This window comes from Streptomyces sp. NPDC048057 (assembly GCF_040653095.1).
GTDB lineage: Bacteria > Actinomycetota > Actinomycetes > Streptomycetales > Streptomycetaceae > Streptomyces.
The window spans coordinates 231466-253565 of sequence record NZ_JBEZNF010000006.1 but is presented as its reverse complement, the minus strand read 5'-3'; the positions used below and the strand labels follow the sequence as shown (position 1 = coordinate 253565).

The following is a 22100-nucleotide window of genomic DNA, read 5'->3' as shown; positions in this document are numbered from 1 at the left end:
ACCGCCAGTCCCGAAGGGCAGGTGATGGCCTCGGGCGGCGACCCCCACGACCCGTCATCCGGGCTCACGGGGCCGCCGTCGGGCCGCGCACAGTGCTTGCTTACGTCATCCGGCGATTGTTCGCCGTCGCCATGATGCTGTTGGTCGTGACCCTGACGACCTTCGTCATCTTCTTCGTGCTCCCCAAGTGGGCCGGGGCCGATCCCGCGTACTTGTTCGCGGGGAAGCAGGCCGACCCCGCCGCGATCGAGGGCATCCGGGAGAAGCTGGGCCTCGCCGACCCGGTGCTGGTGCAGTTCTGGAACTTCGTCCAGGGCATCTTCGCCGGCCGTGAGTACGCCAACGGCACGGACGTCACGAAGTGCCCTGCCCCCTGCTTCGGCTACTCCTTCCGTACCGAGCAGGCCGTCTGGCCCCAGCTCTCCGAATCGATCCCGGTCACCCTCTCGCTCGCGGCCGGCGCCTGTCTGCTCTGGGTCGGCGGCGGCGTCGCGGCCGGCGTCGTCTCGGCGCTGCGCCGGGGCACCCTGTGGGACCGGGCCGCGATGACGGTCGCGCTCGCCGGCGTCTCGCTCCCGATCTACTTCACCGGGCTGCTCTCGCTCGCCGTCTTCAGCTGGCAACTCGACTGGGTCAGCGGCGAGTACGCACCGCTGGACCAGGACCCCGCCCAGTGGTTCCAGACCCTGGTGCTGCCGTGGATCACCCTCGCGTTCCTGTACGCGGCGATGTACGCCCGGCTCACCCGGGCCACCATGCTGGAGATCATGGGCGAGGACTACATCCGCACCGCCCGCGCCAAGGGGCTCACCGAGCGGGTCGTCATCGGACGGCACGCGATGCGCTCCACCTGGACGCCCGTGCTCACCCTGCTCGGGCTCGACCTCGGGGCGCTGCTCGGCGGTGCCGTGCTCACCGAGTCCACGTACAACCTGCCCGGGCTCGGCAAGCTGGCGATCGAGTCCATCCAGACCAAGGACCTGCCGCTGATTCTCGGCGTCACCCTCTTCGCGGCCCTCTTCATCTGCGTGGCGAACCTCGTCGTGGACATGTTGTACGCCGTCGTCGACCCACGAGTGAGGCTCGGATGACCGACCTGAACAAGTCCGGGGCCGCCACCGGCCCGGCCACCGCCCCCGGCGAGGTCGCCCGAGCCGGCGCACCCGCCCCCGAGGCCTTCCTCGAAGTGCGCGACCTCAAGGTCCACTTCCCGACCGACGACGGCGTGGTCAAGTCCGTCGACGGCCTCAGCTTCCAGCTGGAGAAGGGCAAGACCCTCGGCATCGTCGGCGAGTCCGGCTCCGGCAAGTCCGTCACCTCGCTCGGCATCATGGGCCTGCACACCGCCGGCCAGTACGGTCGCCGCAAGGCCCGGATCTCCGGCGAGATCTGGTTGGACGGCCAGGAACTCCTGGGCGCCGAACCGGACGAGGTGCGCAAGCTCCGCGGCCGGAACATGGCGATGATCTTCCAGGACCCGCTGTCCGCGCTGCACCCGTACTACACGATCGGGCGGCAGATCGTGGAGGCGTACCGGGTGCACCACGACGTCGACAAGAAGGTGGCGCGCGCCCGGGCCGTCGAGATGCTCGACCGGGTCGGCATCCCACAGCCCGACAAGCGGGTGGACAGCTACCCGCACGAGTTCTCCGGCGGCATGCGCCAGCGCGCGATGATCGCGATGTCGCTGGTCAACAACCCCGAACTGCTGATCGCCGACGAGCCGACGACCGCTCTGGACGTCACCGTCCAGGCGCAGATCCTCGACCTGATGCGGGACCTGCAGAAGGAGTTCGGCTCGGCGGTCATCATCATCACCCACGACCTGGGCGTCGTCGCCGAACTGGCCGACGACATCCTGGTGATGTACGGCGGCCGGTGCGTGGAGCGGGGCCCCGCCGAGCAGGTCTTCTACGAACCGCAGCACCCCTACACCTGGGGGCTGCTCGGCTCGATGCCGCGCATCGACCGCGACCAGACCGAACGGCTCATCCCGGTCAAGGGCTCCCCGCCCAGCCTGATCAACATCCCCGACGGCTGCGCCTTCAACCCGCGGTGCCCCTACGCGGACGTACCGAAGGACAACGTGACGCGCACCGTCCGCCCCGAACTGACCGAGGTCGGCAGCCGGCACTTCTCCGCCTGCCACATGGCGCAGGAGGAGCGGACGCGGATCTGGACCGAAGAGATTGCGCCCAAGCTGTGAGTGACAACGTGAAGATTCCCCACCAGGCGGCGGAGACCGGATCGACCACCGCACCGGACGCGCTGCTCAAGGTCGAGGGGCTGGTCAAGCACTTCCCCATCCGCTCGGGGCTGCTGCGGCGGCAGACCGGCGCCGTGCAGGCGGTGGACGGACTCTCCTTCGACGTGCGCCCGGGCGAGACGCTGGGCGTGGTGGGGGAGTCGGGCTGCGGCAAGTCCACCATGGGCCGGTTGATCACCAGGCTGCTGGAGCCCACGGGCGGCCGGATCGAGTTCCAGGGTCACGACATCACGCACATGGGCGTGGGGCGGATGCGCCCGCTGCGCCGTGACGTCCAGATGATCTTCCAGGACCCGTACTCCTCGCTGAACCCCCGGCACACCATCGGCACCATCGTCTCCGCGCCCTTCAAGCTCCAGGGCATCACTCCGGAGGGCGGGGTGAAGAAGGAGGTCCAGCGGCTGCTGGAGCTGGTGGGCCTGAACCCGGAGCACTACAACCGCTATCCGCACGAGTTCTCCGGCGGTCAGCGCCAGCGCATCGGGATCGCACGGGCGCTGGCGCTGAAGCCGAAGCTGGTGGTGGCGGACGAGCCGGTCTCCGCGCTGGACGTGTCGATCCAGGCGCAGGTGGTGAACCTGCTCGACGACCTCCAGGACGAGCTGGGGCTCACGTACGTGATCATCGCCCACGACCTCTCGGTGATCCGGCACGTCTCGGACCGGATCGCGGTGATGTACCTGGGCAAGATCGTGGAGCTGGCGGACCGCGCGTCGCTGTACGAGGCGCCGATGCACCCGTACACCAAGGCCCTGCTCTCCGCGGTGCCGGTGCCGGACCCGCGCAGGCGCGGTGCGAAGAGCGAGCGCATCCTGCTGAAGGGCGACGTGCCGTCGCCGATCGCTCCGCCGACGGGCTGCCGCTTCCACACCCGGTGCTGGAAGGCGACGGAGCTCTGCACGACGAAGGAGCCCCCGCTGATCGAGCTGCGCCCCGGGCAGCAGGTCGCCTGCCACCACCCGGAGAACGCACCGGACCAGGCCCCCGACGAGTCCCGGCTGGCCTCGGCCAAGGAGGCGATCGAGGTGGTGACCGCGGTCTCGAAGTCCGAGGAGGCGGCCGCCGAGGACGCCACGGACGAGGCGGCACGGGGAGACGCAGGCGACGCAGGCGACGAAGGGGGCGAAGGGGGCACCTCGAAGGCTTAGCCGCCGGTCCGGAGCACCGGGGCGAAGACGGCACAATCGTCCGGTGCTCCAAGAACTGTTCACGCCCTCCGTCCAGCACGCGCTCGACCTCGCCGGAATCTTCGTCTTCGCGATCTCCGGCGCACTGCTCGCCGTCCGCAAGAACTTCGACGTCTTCGGCATGGCGGTGCTCGCCGAGGTCACCGCGCTGGGCGGAGGGCTGCTGCGCGATCTGATCATCGGGGCCGTCCCGCCGGCGGCCTTCACCGACCTCGGGTACTTCCTGATGCCCCTGGTCGCCACGGCCCTCGTCTTCTTCCTGCACCCCGTCGTCGAACGCATCCAGACCGGGGTGAACGTCTTCGACGCCGCCGGCCTCGGCCTCTTCTGCGTCACCGGCACCACCAAGGCGTACGAGTACGGGCTGGGGCTGACCTCGTCGGCGGCGCTGGGTGTGGCGACCGCCGCGGGCGGCGGTGTGCTCCGGGACGTCCTGGCCAACGAGGTGCCGTCCCTGCTGCGCTGGGACCGCGACCTGTACGCCGTCCCGGCCATCGTCGGCGCGACGATGGTGGCGCTCTTCATCCAGTTCGACACCCTCAACGGGCTGACCAGCGGATTCGCTGCCCTCACCGCTTTCACGCTGCGGCTGCTGGCCATACGTTTCCACTGGCGCGCCCCCCGTGCCTGGAACCGTCGCTCCACGGCGGTGGAAGAAGTCTGACGAAGGCCGCGAACCTCAAAAGCTACTGCTTAGTATGCTCCTGGGGTACCGTGCCGACATGGCACAGGCAGTTCAGGCATCCATCGGCGACAGCGAGTTCGACCGCGACACCGCCGTCACCCTGCGCACACCAGGCGTCTACGAAGCCCAGCTCTCGGCGGGCTGGACGATCGCCCACGCCGTCAACGGCGGTTATCTGCTGGCGGTCATCGGCCGGGCCCTCGGACAGGCCCTACCGCACCCCGACCCCTTCACGACCTCGGCCCACTTCGTGAGCGCGAGCACCCCCGGCCCCGCGGTGATCCGGACGCAGACCGTCCGCACCGGCCGCACGCTCTCCACCGGCCAGGCATCCCTCTTCCAGTACGCCGAGGACGGCACGGAGGTCGAGCGGATCCGGGTGCTGGCCACCCACGGCGATCTGAACGGCCTCACCGACGAGGTCCGCACCTCGGCGACCCCGCCCTCCATATCCCCGTACGACCAGTGCTTCAGCTCGGCCGACGCACCCGACCCCGAGTTCGCCGAGAAGTGGGCGATCCTGGGCCGCCTGGACCTCCGGCTCGACCCGAACACCGTCGGCTGGGCCGTCGGAGCCCCCTCCGGCAAGGGGGAGGTGCGGGGCTGGTTCGGCCTCGCGGACGGCCGGGACGCCGACCCGCTCTCCCTGCTGCTCACGGTCGACGCCATGCCGCCGACCTCCTTCGACCTGGGGCTCAAGGGGTGGACCCCGACCGTCGAGCTGACCACCCACATCCGCTGCCGCCCGGCCCCCGGCCCGCTCGGCGTCGCGATCTCCACCCGCAACATGGCGGGCGGCTTCCTGGAAGAGGACGCCGAGATCTGGGACAGCCGGGGCCGACTGGTCGCCCAGTCCCGACAACTGGCGAAGGCGCCCCGCTGACCCCTCCCGCCCACCCACCGCGTCCGCCCGGCCCCGGCCGGGTGGGCGCGGCTCACGGGTGCCCGGGCCGGGTGGGCGAGCTCTGAGCGGACACGGCCCGGGCGGACACAGCCTGGGGACGCCGTGCCGATGGACCGTCGGACGGCGCGGGATAGCCTGATCTGCTCCGTCCCGTTTCCCCAGCTCCAGGCCCCGGTGGACGCCCCGTGAAATCAGACCGGTTGCTCTCGATCCTGCTGCTCCTCCAAACCCGCGACCTCGTCCCCGCCTCCGAACTCGCGGAGCGCCTGGAGGTGTCCGTACGCACCATCTACCGCGACGTCGAGGCGCTGTCCACGGCCGGCGTCCCCGTCTACGCAGAACGCGGCAGACATGGCGGGATCACCCTGCTCCCCGGCTTTCGCACCGACGTGACCGGACTCACGGAGGACGAGTCCCGGGCGCTCTTCGTCCTGGCCGCCCAGGGCACCCACGCCGCCCTCGGGCTGGACGCCGCCCTCCGCTCGGCCCTGCGCAAGGTGATGGCCGCCCTACCCGAACCCCATCGCCCCGCAGCAGAGCTGACGAGCCGACGCATCCTGGTCGACCCGGCCCGCTGGCTCTCCCCGCAGCCGCCCGCCGTCGACCTGGACGTGCTGACCGCCGCCGTCTTCGCCGACCGCCGGCTGCGTCTGAGCTACCGCCGCAACCGGTCGGCCGCGCCCGACGGCCATCTGCTCGACCCCTACGGCCTGGTCGTCAAGGCCGGCGTCTGGTACCTCGTCGCCGACGAGGAGGGGGCGCCCCGACTGTTCCGGGCGGACCGGGTGGTCCGCGCCGTGGTCGTCGACGAGGACGTGCGCCGCCGCCCCGGCCTGGAACTCGCCGAGGTCTGGGAGACCCTGCGCCATCGGCTGGAGGCCCGGCCGCCGCTGATCACCGTGACGGCGCTGGTGCACCACGACCGCCTGGAGCTCTTCCTACGCCTCCACGCCCACCGGATCCTCAGCGACCACCCCGAGCAGGCAGAGCTGACAGGGCAGGCAGAGCTGACTGGGCAGGCTGGTCGGACCGAGCAGGCCGATGACGCCGATGAGACCGAGGACTCCCAGGGCGCTGAGGGCGCCGGATGGCGCCGGTTGGTGCTCGGTTTCTCCGCGCTGGGCGAGGTCGGCACCCTCCTCACCTTCGGCTCCTCCGTACGCGTCCTCACCCCGCCCGAAGCGCGGGAACAGCTCGCCCGCACCGCCGCCGACGTGGTCGCTCTGTACGGGACGGGGTGAGCCGGCGCTGCCCGTATTCAGCGCCGAACCCCCGCCGTGCACCCGCTCTGTGCGATGCTCCCTCACCTCCTGCCTTTCCGTACCTCCCTGCGCCGCGTCCGCGCCCCCCTTCCTGCCTCGTAGAATCGAGGCCACCATGGCCTACCTCGACCACGCCGCGACGACTCCGATGCTTCCGGAGGCCATCGAGGCGATGACTGCGCAGTTCACCGTCACCGGCAACGCGTCCGCACTGCACGCCGCCGGGCGGCGTGCTCGACGCACCGTCGAAGAGGCGCGTGAGACCCTCGCCGACGCGCTCGGTGCCCGCCCCAGCGAGGTGGTCTTCACCTCGGGCGGGACCGAGGCGGACAACCTCGCCGTGAAGGGCCTCTACTGGCAGCGACGGGACGCCGATCCCGCCCGCACCCGGGTGCTGGCGAGCCCCGTGGAGCACCACGCCGTCCTCGACGCCGTGGACTGGCTCGGCGACCACGAAGGCGCCACGGTGGAGTACCTGCCCGTCGACGCCTACGGGCGGGTACACCCCGAGGCCCTGCGCGAGGCCATCGAGCGCAACCCCGACGATGTCGCCCTCGCCACCGTCATGTGGGCCAACAACGAGATCGGCACCGTGATGCCGGTCGCCGCGCTCGCCGAGGTGGCGCGCGAGTACGACGTCCCGCTGCATGCGGACGCGGTCCAGGCCGTCGGCCAGCTCGACGTGAGCTTCGCCGACTCCGGGCTCGCGGCCATGACGGTCTCCGGGCACAAGATCGGCGGGCCGTACGGGATCGGCGCGCTACTCCTGGGCCGGGACTACGCTCCCGTGCCGGTGCTCCACGGAGGCGGGCAGGAGCGCCACGTACGCTCCGGGACCCTGGACGCTCCTGCCATCGCCTCCTTTGCTGTGGCCGGCAAGCTGGTCGCCGAACGCCGTGAGGAGTTCGCGCGAGAGATCGGCTCCCTTCGGGACCAGCTCGTCCGTGCCGTACTGGACGCGGTGCCGGACGCGCTCCTCGGTGGCGACCCCGATGACCGACTGCCCGCCAACGCGCACTTCACCTTCCCTGGATGCGAGGGCGACTCGCTGCTCCTGCTCCTGGACGCACAGGGCATCGAGTGCTCCACGGGGTCGGCGTGCACCGCCGGGGTTGCCCAGCCCAGCCATGTCCTCCTCGCGACGGGCACCGACCCGGACCTGGCGCGAGGGACCCTTCGCTTCACCCTCGGTCACACCTCCACCACGGCGGACGTGGAAGCGGTCGCGAAGGCGATCGGGCCGGCGGTCGACCGGGCCCGAACGGCGGGTCTGACCTGACTCTGCCCCGCGGCGAACCCGTTCACCGCGGTGTGGCGTCCACACGCCAGAAGCGGAAGCGAAGCGTCGGCTTCCGCCTCCCTGTTTCCCGCCCTGTTCCCCGTTTCCCGCTCTGTTCCCCCTGGCGGACCGCCAGAGAGGACCCCCAGTCGGGCGGCGCCTCGACCGAGCGTGCCTCCGGCGACCCCGGCCCCGTCCAGCGCGCCGGGCATCGCGCAGGCGGCTACCCCTTCGCGTTCTTCGTCGTCTCCAAGGCCTGCCGTGCCGCCGGCATCGCATCGCTGACCAGCTTCATGTACCGGTCCCAGTCCCAGTGCGGCCCCGGGTCGGTGTGGTCCGTCCCCGGCACCTCCACGTGCCCCATGACGTGCTCGCGGTCCACGGGTATCTCGTACCGCGCGCAGATCCCGGCCGTCAGCCGTGCCGACCCCTCGTACATCGCGTCCGTGAAGTCCTGCGGACGGTCCACGAACCCCTCGTGCTCGATGCCGACGCTGCGTTCGTTGAAGGAACGGTTCCCCGCGTGGAAGGCCACGTCCAGCTCGCGGATCATCTGCGCCACGTGGCCGTCCTTGCGCACCACGTAGTGCGTCGCGGCGCCGTGCCCCGGGTCCTTGAAGACCCGCAGCGCCGTCGGGAAGCTGCCCTGCACGACGTGGATGATCACCCGGTCGATGCGGTAGTCGTCGGGGCGGTCCGCGAGCCGCCAGTTCGACCGGGAGGCCGCCGTCCACTCCGCGCCGGCGTGGTCCAGCTCGCCCTCCTTGCGCGGCTTGGACATGCCGGGCATCTTCCACCACAGCCGACTCAGCTCGTCACGGGCCAGCACACCGCCGCCGACCAGCGCCGCCGCGCTCCCGATCAGCAGACCCCGCCGGTTCAGCCCCGGCAACCGGCCGCCCTTGGCCCGGTCGCCCCCGTCCCGCTCCCCGCGCCCGCGTCTCGTTTCGCTTCCCATATCCCCTACAACGCATACTCGCGAGCTCTTGGTTCTCCGTGACCGTACCCTGGTAGGGCTATGACTGAGACTCCCCAGCGCCCGCTCCGTGTGCTCGCCGCCATGTCCGGAGGCGTGGACTCCGCCGTCGCCGCCGCCCGAGCCGTCGAAGCGGGGCACGACGTGACCGGCGTCCACCTCGCGCTCTCCGCGAATCCGCAGTCCTTCCGCACCGGTGCGCGCGGGTGCTGCACCATCGAGGACTCGCGCGACGCGCGCCGCGCGGCGGACGTCATCGGCATCCCCTTCTACGTCTGGGACCTGGCCGAACGGTTCCGCGAGGACGTCGTGGAGGACTTCATCGCGGAGTACGAGGCGGGCCGCACCCCCAACCCCTGTCTGCGGTGCAACGAGAAGATCAAGTTCGCCGCGCTGCTGGACAAGGCGCTCGCCCTCGGCTTCGACGCCGTGTGCACGGGCCATTACGCGACCGTCGTCGTCACCGAGGACGGCCGCCGAGAGCTGCACCGCGCCAGCGACGCCGCCAAGGACCAGTCCTACGTCCTCGGGGTGCTGGACGAGCGCCAGCTCGCGCACGCCGTGTTCCCGCTCGGCGACACCCTGACCACCAAGGACGAGATCCGCGCCGAGGCCGAGCGCCGCGGCCTCGCGGTGGCGCGCAAGCCCGACAGCCACGACATCTGCTTCATCGCCGACGGCGACACCCAGGGGTTCCTCGCCTCCCGCCTCGGCACCGCCGAAGGCGACATCGTCGACGAGTCCGGCACCCGGCTCGGCACCCACGAGGGCGCGTACGGCTTCACGATCGGCCAGCGCAAGGGGCTGCGGATCGGCCACCCCGCCCCCGACGGAAAGCCGCGCTACGTCCTCGACATCTCGCCGGTGAACAACACCGTGACCGTCGGGCCGGCCGAGGCGCTGGACGTCACGGGGCTGACCGCGATCAAGCCCCGCTGGTGCGGCGCCGAGCCGCAGGGCCCCGGTGCGTACACCGCCCAGCTGCGCGCCCACGGCGGCGAGACCTCGGTGACGGCCGTCATGGTCGACGGCGAGCTGCGGGTGACCTTCGCCGAAGCGGTGCGCGGCGTCGCCCCCGGCCAGGCGATCGTGCTGTACGACGGCACCCGCGTGGTGGGCTCGGCGACGATCTCCGCCACGCAGCGAGCCACGGCTTCCGTGGCCTGAGCGCCGCGGTACTCGCCGGTTCCACGGGCACGCCGAAGGGGCCGTGCGGGCCGTGCCCGAGTCCACCCCCGTGGAACTCCGACGCCGGCCACCACGGCCTTCAGCAACCCCTGGGAGTCTCTGGTCTCAACGCGCCGGCGCACGCCGCGCGCGCCGGCTCAGGACGCGAAGAACGTCGCCACCACGGGCGCCAGTACGTGCGGCGCCACGTCGTGCGTCTGCCCCGTCAACGTACGGTGGCGCCCGCGCGGCAGGGCCTCCGCCACCAGCCGCGCCGCCTCGCGCATCGACGGGGCGCTGGCGCCGCCCTCGATCACCATCACGCGCACCGCGACCTCGTGCAGCAGGCCCACCGGCACCGCGCCGTCGCCCATGACGGCGTAGTCGTACGGGAGCGTGTGCGCCGTCGCCGCCAGCTCCGACCAGACGGGGAAGTCGCGCATGTGCTCGATCACGTTGCCCGGCGTCCCCACCAGGTCCAGGAAGAGCACCAGGGCCTCGTCGACCTTGCCGTCGGCCACCAGCTCACGGGTGCGCGCCAAGTGGTCCCCCACCGGGCAGCCGGGCGGCGTGGCCGGGTCGAACGGCGGCTCGTAGACGGAGAGCTGGGTGATCGGCAGACCCGAGGCCGCGGCTCGCAGCGCGAGCGCACCGCCCGACGACGAGCCGTGCACCCGGGCCCGACCACCCGCCTCCTCGATGACGGCGGCCAGGTCCTCGACCTCCCGCTCCACCGCGTACCCGGCGGTGTCACCGCTGCCGCCCCGGCCGCGCCGGTCGTAGGTGAAGACGCTGAAGTGCGACGCCAACAGGTCGGCGAGCGGTGCCTGGGCCGCAGCGGTGTCCAGCGCACCGCTGACCAGCACCACGGCGGGCCCGTCACCGCGCTGCTCGTACGCGATGGGCGTGCCGTCCGCCGAGCGCGCCCTGTTGAGCGTACGGCTCGTGTAGTCCATGGCAGTGCTGACCGGGCGGGTCGGCACAACTCATCGCTGACGCACGACATTTTTCAGTTTCTCCCCACGCCCCAGGTCAGCGCCGGTTCCGGGTGTTCCGCCGACGGTGGGGGCGTGCGTCATCCACAGGTTCATCCACAGGTTTGACGGCCGTCACCCCGAGGTGTGCCGAGGACCCGTACGGTGGCGTCATGAACATTTGCGTCTTCCTCTCCGCCGCCGACCTCGACGACCGATACACCCGCCCTGCCCGGGAGTTCGCCGAACTCCTCGGCAAGGGGGGCCACGCCCTGGTGTGGGGCGGCTCGGAGAGCGGGCTGATGAAGGTCGTCGCCGACGGCGTGCGGCAGACGGGCGGGCGCCTCGTCGGCGTCTCGGTGGACTTCCTGTCCCACGTGGCCCGCGAGGACGCGGACGAGATGGTGGTCGCCAAGGACCTCGCCGAGCGGAAGGCGCTGCTGCTCGCCAAGTCTGACGCCGTCGTGATCATGGTGGGTGGCACCGGGACCCTGGACGAGGCCACCGAGATCCTGGAGCTCAAGAAGCACGGCAAGCACGACAAGCCCGTGGTGCTGTTGAACACGGCCGGTTTCTACGACGGCTTGAAGGCGCAGTTCCGACGGATGGAGGAGGAGGGCTTCCTGCCGCTGCCCCTGACGGAGTTGGTGTTCTTCGCCGAGGACGGCGTCTCGGCGCTCGCGTACCTGGAGGAGTCGATCGGGATCCAGTAGTCGGCCCGTCGTACACACGGGGGACGCCGTGGGCGCCGCCACGTTTTCCGTCACCGGGGGCGCGGGTGCGAGCATGGGCGCCATGACGACCCATGTGATCACCGGAGCCGGTTCCGGCATCGGTGCCGCCGTCGCCGCCCGGCTGCACGCCCGGGGCGACGACCTCGTACTGCTGGCCCGCGACGCCGGACGGGCCAAGGAGTTCGCCGCGCGCTACCCGGGTGCGCGCACGCTCGTGGCCGACCTGTCCGACCCCGACCGCATCTCCTGGGCCCTGTCCCACCAGGAGCTGCCGGACCGGCTGGACTCCCTGCTGCACATCGCCGGCGTGGTCGACCTCGGCCCCGTCGCCGACCTGCGCCCCGTCACCTGGCACCAGCAGCTCAACACCAACCTCGTCGCCCCGGCCGAGCTGACCCGGCTCCTCCTGCCACAACTGCGCGTCTCGCAGGGGCACGTGGTGTTCGTGAACTCCGGCGCCGGGCTGCGGGCGAGCGCCGAGTGGAGCGCGTACGCCGCCTCCAAGCACGGTCTGAAGGCCCTCGCCGACTCCCTCCGGGCGGAGGAGCACGACAACGGCGTACGGGTCACCTCCGTCTACCCCGGCCGCACCGCGAGCCCCATGCAGGCGAAGGTCCACTCGCAGGAGGGCAAGGAGTACGACCCGGCGCGCTGGATCGACCCGGAGTCGGTCGCCACGGCCCTCATCACCGCGATCGACCTGCCCAAGGACGCCGAGATCAACGACCTGACCGTACGGCCGGGTCGCTGAGCGCGTACCGGCCCGGCCTCCGGCGCCGGGAAGCCGGGCCGGTCGGGACCGTGGCGAGCACCCGTCGCCGAACGGCACGTACGCTGCCGGGGTGAGTGAGAAGCGCGAGTTCAGCTGGGGTCCGGCCACCGGCGTCGGGTCCATGCCCGGGGGCGACGCCCGGGAGGCGGCGAAGACCGTCACGGGGTCCTTCGAGGACTTTCCCCACCTCTTCGAACTGCCCGCCCGGGGACCCGGCGCCGACATGATCGGACGGACCCTGGGGCTCCTCGTCGAGGTGTACGCGCACGTCGAGCCCAGCGGCTGGCGCATCAGCGACCGGCCGGGCCGCGACACCCGCCGGGCCGTCTCCTGGCTCGGCGAGGACCTGGACGCCCTGGAGGAGTTCACCCAGGGCTACCAGGGGCCGCTGAAGGTCCAGGCCGTCGGGCCGTGGACGCTCGCCGCCGCGTTGGAGCTGCGCAACGGGGAGTCGGCGCTCGCCGACCCCGGTGCCTGCCGCGACCTCGTCGGCTCGCTCACCGAGGGGCTGCGGGCGCACCTGGCGCAGGTGCGCCGTCGGGTGCCCGGCGCCCGGCTGGCGCTCCAACTGGACGAGCCGTCGCTGACCGCCGTGCTGCGCGGGCAGGTCAAGACCGCCAGCGGCTACCGCACGCACCGGGCGGTGGACCGTCAGATCGTGGAAGGGGCGCTGCGGGACGTGATCGGCGACGAGGTCGCCGTGGTGCACTCCTGCGCGCCCGACGTGCCCTTCGCGCTGTTGCGGCGGGCCGGCGCGGCCGGCATCTCCTTCGACTTCGGCCTGCTCACCGAGCGTGACGAGGAGGCGATCGGCGAGTCGGTCGAGAGCGGCGTCCGACTCTTCGCGGGCGTCGTGCCGTCCACTGACACCGCATTGTCAGACCCGGCAGGTAGCGTCATGGGTGTCAGGACGTTGTGGCGCAGGCTGGGACTGAATCCGGGGACTCTGAGCGAGTCCGTGGTCATCACCCCGACCTGTGGTCTGGCGGGCGCCTCTCCGGCGTACGCACGGGCCGCGCTCGCCCACTGCGTCCGGGCCGCGAGATCACTCGCAGAACACCCTGAGTGACGGGGTGACGGGGCAATGCCGGGGAATCGGGAGGACGAGACGGTGACTGGCGAAGAGCGGACTGAAGAGCCCTCACAGGACGTGCGGAACGGGACGGACGAGGCGGACCTGTCGGCGGTGCAGGGCGACGCCGACCTGCCGGCACGGGCGCGCGAGGAGCACGCCCAGCTCGCCGAGCAGATCGACGAGCACCGCTTCCGGTACTACGTGAAGGACCAGCCGGTCATCAGCGACGGCGAGTTCGACACGCTGATGCGCTCCCTGGAAGCCCTGGAGGAGCGGTATCCGGCGCTGCGCACGCCCGATTCGCCCACCCAGAAGGTCGCCGGTCACTACGAGACCGAGCTCACCAAGGTCGAGCACCGGCAGCGGATGCTCTCCCTGGACAACGCCTTCGACGAGGAGGAGTTGACCGCCTGGGCGGAGCGGGTCGCGCGCGACGTCGGCACCACGGACTTCCACTTCCTGTGCGAGCTGAAGATCGACGGCCTCGCGGTGAACCTCACGTATGAGAAGGGCCGGCTCGTACGGGCCGCGACCCGGGGTGACGGCCGCGTCGGCGAAGAGATCACACCCAACATCCGCACCATCGCCGACATCCCCGAACGGCTGTCCGGCGACCGGATCCCGGACCTCGTCGAGATCCGCGGCGAGGTCTTCTTCCCGATGGACGCCTTCCAGGAGCTCAACGCGCGTCGCGTGGCCGCCGGCGAGCAGCCGTATGCCAATCCGCGCAACTCCGCTTCCGGATCCCTGCGTCAGAAGGACCCGAAGGTCACGGCGACCCTGCCGCTGCACATGGTGGTGCACGGCATCGGGGCCCGTGACGGCTTCGACATCGACTGCCTGTCGCACGCCTACGAGCTGCTGCGCGAGTGGGGCCTGCCCACCTCGCGGCACTTCAAGGTGGTCGACTCCCTGGACGGCGTCCGGGAGTTCATCGCGTACTACGGCAAGAACCGCCACTCCGTGGAGCACGAGATCGACGGGGTGGTCGTCAAGCTGGACGAGATCCCGCTCCAGGGGCGGTTGGGCTCCACCTCGCGGGCGCCGCGGTGGGCGATCGCCTGGAAGTACCCCCCGGAGGAGGTCAACACCAAGCTGGTGAACATCCGGGTCGGTGTCGGCCGCACCGGTCGCGTCACCCCGTACGCGCAGGTGGAGCCGGTGAAGGTGGCCGGCTCCGAGGTCGAGTTCGCCACCCTGCACAACCAGGACGTGGTCAAGGCCAAGGGCGTCCTCATCGGGGACACGGTCGTGTTGCGCAAGGCCGGTGACGTCATCCCCGAGATCCTGGGGCCGGTGGCGGACCTGCGCGACGGCAGCGAGCGGGAGTTCGTGATGCCGGCCGACTGCCCGGAGTGCGGGACTGCGCTGCGGCCCATGAAGGAGGGCGACGTCGATCTTCGCTGCCCCAACGCCCGGTCCTGCCCCGCCCAGTTGCGGGAGCGGCTGTTCTATCTCGCCGGCCGCAGGGCCTTCGACATCGACCACTTCGGTTACGTCACCGCCGCAGCGCTCACCCGGCCGCTGGAGCCCGCGGAGCCGCCGCTGAAGGACGAGGGAGATCTGTTCGGCCTCAAGGTCGAGCAACTGCTGCCGATCGTGGCGTACGTCCTCGACCAGGACAGCGGACTGCCCAAGCTGGACCCGGACGGCCAGGAGAAGAAGGCGACCGTCTTCGCCAACCAGCAGGGCGAGGCCAAGAAGAACACCCTCGCGCTGCTGGAGAGCATCGAAGCGGCCAAGGACCGGCCGCTCGCCCGGGTGTTGACCGGCCTCTCCATCCGGCACGTGGGTCCGGTCGCGGCGGAGGCGCTGGCCCGGGAGTTCCGCTCGATCGACCGCATCCAGGAGGCCACCGAGGAGGAGCTGGCGGCCACGGACGGCGTCGGCGCGATCATCGCCGCCTCGCTGAAGCAGTGGTTCGCGGAGGAGTGGCACCAGGAGATCCTGCGCAAGTGGCGGGCCGCGGGCGTCCGGATGGAGGAGGAGGGCGCGGGGGAGGAGCAGGCGCCCCGCCCGCTCGAAGGTCTGACCGTCGTCGTCACCGGCACCCTCGTCAACTACACCAGGGATGGCGCAAAAGAGGCGCTCCAGAACCTCGGCGCGAAAGTGACCGGATCCGTGTCGAAGAAGACGGGCTTCGTCGTCGTCGGTGACAACCCGGGCTCGAAGTACGACAAGGCGATGCAGCTCAAGGTGCCGGTTTTGAACGAGGACGGTCTGGTGATCCTCCTGGAGCAGGGGGCGGATGCGGCTCGTGAGGCTGCTGTGCCCGTGGAGGAGTGACGGCGGGGGTCCGAGTGCCCTCCGGTGAACGCTGACACGGAGTGAGGGCGGCGTGGACAAGGTGGGTGACGACCTCTCAGCAGTGGTCGAACAGGGCGTAAGGGATGAGAACCAGACGTCCTGCCCGCCCCGGTGGCGACCGGTAACAGTCACCCGTTCGGCGCATAGCAGATGGATAAGGGTGGTCCGGTCGCATTCGGGCAAGAGCTGTAGAGCGCTGCCCGTCGGAGCCTGCCGCGGCCTACTGTTGAGACGTGCGCCTGTCGTGCACGGCTGCGTGGTGGGATTTCGGTCGTGGTGGCATGACCACGTAACCACGCGAGGCATCGGCACCACCGGCTGTGAGAGGGACGGGAATGGAACCGACTGAGAGCGCCGCCCCGGTCCCGCGGCCCCGGGGGTACGCGGCGGCCCTCGCCAGTGGGCTCGCGGGCATGTCACCCGGACTTCCCGTCGCCGTGGCCGCCGGCGCGGTGCTCGTCATGGGCACCGGCGTCTTCGCCGCCGTGCAGGAGGGCCGGGCGCTGTTCCCCGACGCCACCGCCGGCTGGTCGCTCGCGGTGCTCACCGGCATCGTCGTCGCCCATCTGGTGGCCATGGGCCGCGACCGCTGGTGGGGCGGTACGGGGTCGGGCGCGGCGCTCACCCTCGCCGTGCTCCTCCTGTACGGCTGGGTGCCGGCCGGACTGGTGAGCCTCGCCGTCGTCACCCTGGTCGGCACGGCCCGGCGCCACCGCTGGCGCCACGGCGCGCTGCACGGCTCCGTCGACGTGCTCGGCGTCGGGACCGCGGCCCTCGTCCTGTCCTTCTTCGACCGCCTGCCCAGCGTCGAGCGGCCCTGGTCCCCACTCGACTGGGGGATCGGGGCCGCGCCGGAAGTCCTGCTCGCCGCCGTCACCTATCTCCTGGTCACCCGGCTGCTGCTCTGGTACGTGCTCGCGCCGCAGAGCAGCGGACTGCCGACGATCGCCCGCACCGCCCTGATCCGACAGGGCCTGGTGGCCGTCGCACTCCTCGGGATCGCGCCCCTGATCTGCGTGGTCGCCGTCTCCCGGCCGCTGCTGCTGCCGCTGTTCGCCGTACCGCTGATCGCGCTGGACTCCACGCTGTGGATCGCCCGGGTCCGGGCCGAGGAGCAACTGAGGGACCCGCTCACCGGGTTGCCGAACCGGCAGTGGCTACTGGAGCGCACCTGGACGGCGTTGGAGGACGCGGAGGGCCAGGGCACGCGCGCCGCGCTCGTCCTGATCGACCTCGACCGCTTCCGCTCCGTCAACGACACGCTCGGACACCTCGCCGGTGACCGACTGTTGTTGCAGATAGCCCAGCGGCTGCGGCAGGCGCTGCCGCGCGGTGCGGAGGCCGCGCGGCTCGGCGGCGACGAGTTCGCCGTACTGCTGCCGACGGCGGACTCCATCACCAGCGCGCAGCGCGTCGCCCGTCAACTCGCCGCGGAGCTCTCGTCGCCGCTCGACCTCGACGGGCTGACCCTCGTGCTGGAGGCCAGCGCCGGGGTCGCCGTCTTCCCCGACCACGCGCTGGACGCGGAGGGGCTGCTGCGCCGGGCCGACGTGGCGATGTACCAGGCCAAGCGCGACCGCACGGGCGTGGAGGTGTACGAGTCCAAGCGGGACAGCAACACACCCGACCGCCTCGGGCTCCTCGGAGACCTGCGGCGGGCACTGGACGCGCACGAGGTGGAGCTGCACTACCAGCCGAAGGTCCGTTTCGACGGTCAGGTCGCCGGACTTGAGGCGCTGGTCCGCTGGGTGCACCCGGAGCGCGGGCGCGTCCCACCCGACGAGTTCATCGCGATCGCCGAGTCCTCCGGGCTGATGCCGCACCTCACCGAGTACGTCCTGGACACCGCGCTCGCGCAGGTGGCGAAGTGGCGCTCGCAGGGGCTGAAGGTGCCGGTGGCGGTCAACGTGTCGCCGCGCGACGTCCACACCCCCGGGTTCGCCGGTTCCGTAGCGGCGCGGTTGGCGCGGCACGGGGTGCCCGCGGGGGCGCTCCAACTGGAGATAACGGAGCACGTGCTGCTGGAGGACCCGCAGCGGGCCGCGGACACCCTCGCGGGGCTCTGCGACCACGGCGTGCGCATGTCGCTCGACGACTTCGGTACGGGGTACTCCTCCCTCGTCCACCTCCGTCGGCTGCCGGTGAGCGAGCTGAAGATCGACCGTTCCTTCGTGGCGCGGCTGGCCGTCGACGCGCAGGACGCGGAGATCGTGCGCTGCACGGTCGATCTCGCCCACTCGTTGGGGCTGCTGGTCGTCGCGGAGGGCGTGGAGGACGACGAGACCTGGGAGCGGCTGCGGGACCTGGGGTGCGACGCGGTCCAGGGATGGTTGGTCGCCGCGGCGATGCCGCCGCAGGAGACGACGGCGTGGCTGCGGGCGCGGGGGGAGCGCGGGTGGCACCGGCAGGAGGACGGCGGAGCCGGTGGGGTCTCGGCTGCGGTTTCGGCTGCGCCGGTTGCTTCGGGGGACTCGGCGCCCGCGAGTGCGGGGACTCCAGCGGCTCCGATGGCCGCGCCGGCCACGGCGAGCGCGGCGGGTGCGGGGCGGCCGTCGCCGGACCTGGAGACCGGCGAGACGTCGGGGCGGGCGGTGCGGTGAGGCTTTCGCGGGCGGGGTGCGGGGTACGCCGTTGAGGTTCGGCCCGTGGCCCGTCCGCGGGCCGGCGGGTGGTTCTCGCGCAGTTCCTCGCGCCCTGGCAAGCTCGTCGTGGTCCTGCGGGCGCGTTGGCCGTCACCGGGCGGTGGGGGTCCTGGAGAGCGGTGGTGAGGCAGCCGTTTCGTGCCAGGGCGGGGGCGACCCATAGGATTGGGGAAAACCAACACTCACCCTGATGAGGATCTCCGCATGCCTGGCATCACGCGCGAGGAGGTCGCCCACCTCGCCCGGCTGGCACGTCTGGAGTTGTCCGGCGAGGAACTCGATCACTTCGCAGGTCAGCTCGACGACATCATCGGCGCGGTCGCCCGTGTCGCAGAGGTCGCCGACCAGGACGTACCCCCGACCTCCCACCCTCTGCCGCTGACGAACGTCATGCGCGCCGACGAGGTCCGTCCGTCGCTCACTCCCGAGCAGGCGCTCTCCGGCGCCCCGGCCCAGGAGCAGCAGCGCTTCAAGGTGCCGCAGATCCTGGGGGAGGACTGAGAACGTCATGACGGACATCATCAAGCTCACCGCGGCCGAGATCGCCGCGAAGATCGCCTCCGGCGAGCTGACCGCCGTCGAGGTCACCGAGGCCCACCTGGCTCGGATCGCCGCCGTCGACGAGAAGGTGCACGCCTTCCTGCACGTCGATCGGGAGGGCGCCCTCGCGCAGGCCCGCGCCGTGGACGCCAAGCGCGCCGCCGGCGAGGAACTGGGTCCCCTCGCGGGCGTCCCGCTCGCGCTCAAGGACATCTTCACCACCGAGGGCATCCCGACGACCGTCGGCTCGAAGATCCTCGAAGGCTGGATCCCGCCGTACGACGCCACCCTCACGCGCAAGCTGAAGGAAGCGGACGTCGTCATCCTCGGCAAGACGAACATGGACGAGTTCGCCATGGGTTCGTCGACCGAGAACAGCGCGTACGGCGTGACGGGCAACCCCTGGGACCTCACCCGGATCCCCGGCGGTTCCGGCGGCGGCTCCAGCGCCGCGCTCGCCGCGTACGAGGCCCCGCTGGCGATCGGCACGGACACCGGCGGCTCGATCCGCCAGCCCGCGTCGGTCACCGGCACGGTCGGTGTCAAGCCCACGTACGGCGGCGTCTCCCGCTACGGCATGGTCGCCTTCTCGTCCTCGCTCGACCAGGGCGGGCCGTGCGCCCGTACGGTCCTGGACGCGGCGCTGCTGCACGAGGTCATCGCGGGCCACGACCCGTTGGACTCGACCTCCATCGACGCCCCGGTCCCCCCGGTCGTCGAGGCCGCCCGCAACGGCAGCGTGGCGGGCATGCGCGTCGGCGTCGTCAAGCAGTTCCGCGGCGAGGGCTACCAGGCCGGCGTCGTCCAGCGCTTCGACGAGTCCGTCGTCCTGCTGAAGGAGCTGGGCGCGGAGATCGTCGAGCTGGACTGCCCGTCCTTCGACCTCGCCCTGTCGGCGTACTACCTCATCGCGCCGTCCGAGTGCTCCTCGAACCTCGCGCGCTTCGACGCCATGCGCTACGGACTGCGCGTCGGCGACGACGGCACGAAGTCGGCCGAGGAAGTCACCTCGCTCACCCGCGAGGCCGGCTTCGGCGACGAGGTCAAGCGTCGGATCATGCTCGGCACGTACGCCCTCAGCTCCGGCTACTACGACGCGTACTACGGCAGCGCCCAGAAGGTCCGCACCCTGATCAAGCAGGACTTCGAGCGGGCCTTCGAGCAGGTCGACGTGATCGTCTCGCCGTCGACGCCGACGACCGCGTTCCCGATCGGGGAGCGGGCCGACGACCCGATGGCGATGTACCTCGCCGACGTGTGCACCATCCCGACCAACCTGGCGGGCAACGCGGCGATGTCGCTGCCCTGCGGCCTCGCCCCCGAGGACGGCCTCCCGGTCGGTCTGCAGATCATCGCCCCCGCCATGAAGGACGACCGGCTGTACAAGGTCGGCGCCGCCGTCGAGGCCGCGTTCGTGGAAAAGTGGGGTCACCCACTCCTGGAGGAGGCACCGTCCCTGTGAACGCACTGAGCAAGGCCAAGGGCTTCAAGAAGTCCAAGGCGGGCACGTACCTGTCCATCGGCACGACGGCGTTCGGCGCCGTCAGCGTCGCCAAGCAGGTGCAGAAGGCCCGTAGCGAGCACGACGCGCTGCGGCTGGTCGACGCCGTGATCACCGGGGCCGCCATCGTCACCGGCATCGCCCTGCTGGTGCGCGAGCTCAAGCGCATCGGCGATGACGACGTCCTGCTGGGCTGAGAGGGAAAGTTTCTACTGTGACCGTCACTGAACTGGTGTCGTACGAGGCGGCGCTCGCCGAGTACGACCCCGTCATGGGCCTGGAGGTCCATGTCGAACTCGGTACGAAGACCAAGATGTTCTGCGGCTGCTCCACGGAGCTGGGCGCGGAGCCCAACGCGCAGACGTGTCCGACCTGTCTGGGGCTGCCCGGGTCGCTGCCGGTCGTCAACGCGATCGGCGTCGAGTCCGCGATCAAGATCGGTCTCGCGCTGAACTGCGAGATCGCCGAGTGGTGCCGCTTCGCCCGGAAGAACTACTTCTATCCGGACATGCCGAAGAACTTCCAGACCTCCCAGTACGACGAGCCGATCGCCTTCAACGGCTACCTCGACGTCCAGCTGGAGGACGGCGAGGTCTTCCGCGTGGAGATCGAGCGCGCCCACATGGAGGAGGACACCGGCAAGTCGACGCACGTCGGCGGTGCCACCGGCCGCATCCACGGCGCGTCCCACTCCCTGCTGGACTACAACCGAGCCGGCATCCCGCTCATCGAGATCGTCACCAAGCCGATCGTCGGAGCGGGCGAGCGCGCGCCCGAGGTCGCCCGGGCGTACGTCGCCGAGCTGCGGGAGCTGATCCGCGCGCTCGGGGTCTCCGAGGCGCGCATGGAGATGGGCCAGATGCGGTGCGACGTGAACCTGTCGCTGATGCCCAAGGGCTCGTCGACGTTCGGCACCCGCTCCGAGACCAAGAACGTCAACTCGCTGCGCTCGGTCGAGCGGGCGGCGACGTACGAGATCCAGCGGCACGCCGCCGTCCTGGAGTCGGGCGGGACGATCGTCCAGGAGACCCGGCACTTCCACGAGGACGACGGCTCCACGACGTCCGGCCGGGTGAAGGAGGAGGCCGAGGACTACCGGTACTTCCCGGAGCCCGACCTCGTCCCGGTCGCCCCGGCCCGCGCGTGGGTCGAGGAGCTGCGGGGCACCCTGCCCGAGCTGCCGCGGGTGCGCCGCAACCGGCTCCGTGAGGAGTGGGGGGTCTCCGCGCACGACATGCAGTCGATCCTGAACGCGGGCGCGGTCGACCTGATCGTCGCCACGACGGACGCGGGCGCGCCGGCCGACCAGGCACGCAAGTGGTGGATGGGCGAGCTGGCCCGGAACGCCAACGAGTCCGGTCGCGGGCTCGACGAGCTGCCGATCACGCCGGTGCAGGTGGCCCGGGTCGCCGAGCTGGTCGCCACGGGCGACCTGAACGACAAGCTGGCCCGCCAGGTCATCGAGGGCGTGCTCGAGGGCGAGGGCGACCCGGACGCCGTCGTCGACAAGCGCGGCCTGAAGGTGGTGTCCGACGAGGGCGCGCTCGGGGCGGCCGTCGACGAGGCCATCGCCCAGAACGCGGCGGTCGCGGACAAGATCCGCGGCGGCAAGGTGGCGGCGGCCGGTGCGCTCGTGGGGGCGGTCATGAAGGCCACCCGCGGCCAGGCGGACGCGGCCCGCGTCAAGGAGCTGATCCTGGAGAAGCTGGGCGTCACCGAAGGCTGACGCTCAGGGCTGTACGCAACAGGGGCGGCCCCCACCACCGGGTGGGGGCCGCCCCTCGCGTCGTGGCCGACCCGTAGGGGCGCCGCCGGCCCGTACGCTTCCT

19 protein-coding genes are annotated in these 22100 nt (G+C 71.3%); 17 read left to right on the top strand and 2 right to left on the bottom strand.

Annotated features, from left to right (window positions below; translation table 11 throughout):
- Window positions 1–92: 92 nt before the first annotated feature.
- The 7 genes from AB0E05_RS09315 (at window position 93) to AB0E05_RS09285 (ending at window position 7583) form a co-directional block, all read left to right on the top strand.
- Window positions 93–1091, top strand: coding sequence for an ABC transporter permease (locus AB0E05_RS09315; protein ID WP_361960975.1), 999 nt, complete (start codon window positions 93–95; stop codon window positions 1089–1091).
- Entirely contained in the window at window positions 1088–2206 is a 1119-nt protein-coding gene (locus AB0E05_RS09310; RefSeq protein WP_361960973.1) for an ABC transporter ATP-binding protein, read from the top strand. Before AB0E05_RS09315 ends, AB0E05_RS09310 begins: the two co-directional genes overlap by 4 nt.
- Window positions 2207–2214: 8 nt before the next feature.
- Window positions 2215–3414, top strand: coding sequence for a dipeptide ABC transporter ATP-binding protein (locus AB0E05_RS09305; RefSeq protein WP_361960971.1), 1200 nt, complete (start codon window positions 2215–2217; stop codon window positions 3412–3414).
- Between the two features lie 43 nt (window positions 3415–3457).
- Window positions 3458–4117 (top strand): trimeric intracellular cation channel family protein, encoded by a 660-nt coding sequence (locus AB0E05_RS09300; RefSeq protein WP_361960969.1) that lies wholly within the window; start codon window positions 3458–3460, stop codon window positions 4115–4117.
- A 58-nt stretch (window positions 4118–4175) separates the two neighbouring features.
- Window positions 4176–5021 carry a thioesterase family protein gene (locus AB0E05_RS09295; protein WP_361960967.1) on the top strand — a complete coding sequence of 282 codons (846 nt, stop codon included), beginning with the start codon at window positions 4176–4178 and terminating at the stop codon, window positions 5019–5021.
- A 206-nt stretch (window positions 5022–5227) separates the two neighbouring features.
- Window positions 5228–6283 (top strand): WYL domain-containing protein, encoded by a 1056-nt coding sequence (locus AB0E05_RS09290; protein WP_361960965.1) that lies wholly within the window; start codon window positions 5228–5230, stop codon window positions 6281–6283.
- 136 nt (window positions 6284–6419) lie between these two features.
- Complete coding sequence (locus AB0E05_RS09285; protein WP_361960963.1) at window positions 6420–7583, top strand: cysteine desulfurase family protein; 1164 nt, start codon at window positions 6420–6422, stop codon at window positions 7581–7583.
- Between the two features lie 223 nt (window positions 7584–7806).
- Here AB0E05_RS09285 and AB0E05_RS09280 read toward each other — a convergent pair whose 3' ends face one another.
- Window positions 7807–8541 carry an N-acetylmuramoyl-L-alanine amidase gene (locus AB0E05_RS09280; protein ID WP_361960961.1) on the bottom strand — a complete coding sequence of 245 codons (735 nt, stop codon included), beginning with the start codon at window positions 8539–8541 and terminating at the stop codon, window positions 7807–7809.
- Between the two features lie 60 nt (window positions 8542–8601).
- On the opposite strand from AB0E05_RS09280, the gene mnmA reads away from it, so the two are divergent.
- Window positions 8602–9726 (top strand): tRNA 2-thiouridine(34) synthase MnmA, encoded by a 1125-nt coding sequence (gene mnmA / locus AB0E05_RS09275; RefSeq protein ID WP_361960959.1) that lies wholly within the window; start codon window positions 8602–8604, stop codon window positions 9724–9726.
- A gap of 158 nt (window positions 9727–9884) precedes the next feature.
- On the opposite strand, the gene AB0E05_RS09270 is transcribed toward mnmA, so the two are convergent.
- Window positions 9885–10682 (bottom strand): alpha/beta fold hydrolase, encoded by a 798-nt coding sequence (locus tag AB0E05_RS09270; RefSeq protein WP_361960957.1) that lies wholly within the window; start codon window positions 10680–10682, stop codon window positions 9885–9887.
- Between the two features lie 191 nt (window positions 10683–10873).
- Between AB0E05_RS09270 and AB0E05_RS09265 the strand changes: the two genes are divergently transcribed.
- The 9 genes from AB0E05_RS09265 (at window position 10874) to gatB (ending at window position 21997) form a co-directional block, all read left to right on the top strand.
- Complete coding sequence (locus AB0E05_RS09265) at window positions 10874–11413, top strand: TIGR00730 family Rossman fold protein (RefSeq protein WP_361960955.1); 540 nt, start codon at window positions 10874–10876, stop codon at window positions 11411–11413.
- An 82-nt stretch (window positions 11414–11495) separates the two neighbouring features.
- Entirely contained in the window at window positions 11496–12185 is a 690-nt protein-coding gene (locus tag AB0E05_RS09260; protein WP_361960953.1) for an SDR family oxidoreductase, read from the top strand.
- A 91-nt stretch (window positions 12186–12276) separates the two neighbouring features.
- Window positions 12277–13275: a methionine synthase gene (locus AB0E05_RS09255; protein ID WP_361960951.1), complete on the top strand. Its 999-nt coding sequence runs from the start codon at window positions 12277–12279 to the stop codon at window positions 13273–13275.
- Between the two features lie 15 nt (window positions 13276–13290).
- The gene (ligA, locus tag AB0E05_RS09250) at window positions 13291–15567 is read left to right on the top strand and encodes an NAD-dependent DNA ligase LigA (RefSeq protein WP_361960949.1); all 2277 of its coding nucleotides are present in this window, start codon (window positions 13291–13293) and stop codon (window positions 15565–15567) included.
- A gap of 356 nt (window positions 15568–15923) precedes the next feature.
- Window positions 15924–18188: a bifunctional diguanylate cyclase/phosphodiesterase gene (locus tag AB0E05_RS09245; RefSeq protein WP_361960947.1), complete on the top strand. Its 2265-nt coding sequence runs from the start codon at window positions 15924–15926 to the stop codon at window positions 18186–18188.
- Window positions 18189–18434: 246 nt separating this feature from the next.
- Window positions 18435–18731 carry an Asp-tRNA(Asn)/Glu-tRNA(Gln) amidotransferase subunit GatC gene (gene gatC / locus AB0E05_RS09240; protein ID WP_018845281.1) on the top strand — a complete coding sequence of 99 codons (297 nt, stop codon included), beginning with the start codon at window positions 18435–18437 and terminating at the stop codon, window positions 18729–18731.
- Between the two features lie 7 nt (window positions 18732–18738).
- On the top strand, window positions 18739–20232 hold the full coding sequence (gene gatA / locus AB0E05_RS09235; RefSeq protein WP_361960945.1) for an Asp-tRNA(Asn)/Glu-tRNA(Gln) amidotransferase subunit GatA: 1494 nt from the start codon (window positions 18739–18741) through the stop codon (window positions 20230–20232).
- Window positions 20229–20468, top strand: coding sequence for a hypothetical protein (locus AB0E05_RS09230; RefSeq protein ID WP_361960943.1), 240 nt, complete (start codon window positions 20229–20231; stop codon window positions 20466–20468). Before gatA ends, AB0E05_RS09230 begins: the two co-directional genes overlap by 4 nt.
- A gap of 17 nt (window positions 20469–20485) precedes the next feature.
- On the top strand, window positions 20486–21997 hold the full coding sequence (gatB, locus tag AB0E05_RS09225) for an Asp-tRNA(Asn)/Glu-tRNA(Gln) amidotransferase subunit GatB (protein ID WP_361960941.1): 1512 nt from the start codon (window positions 20486–20488) through the stop codon (window positions 21995–21997).
- Window positions 21998–22100 lie beyond the last annotated feature (103 nt).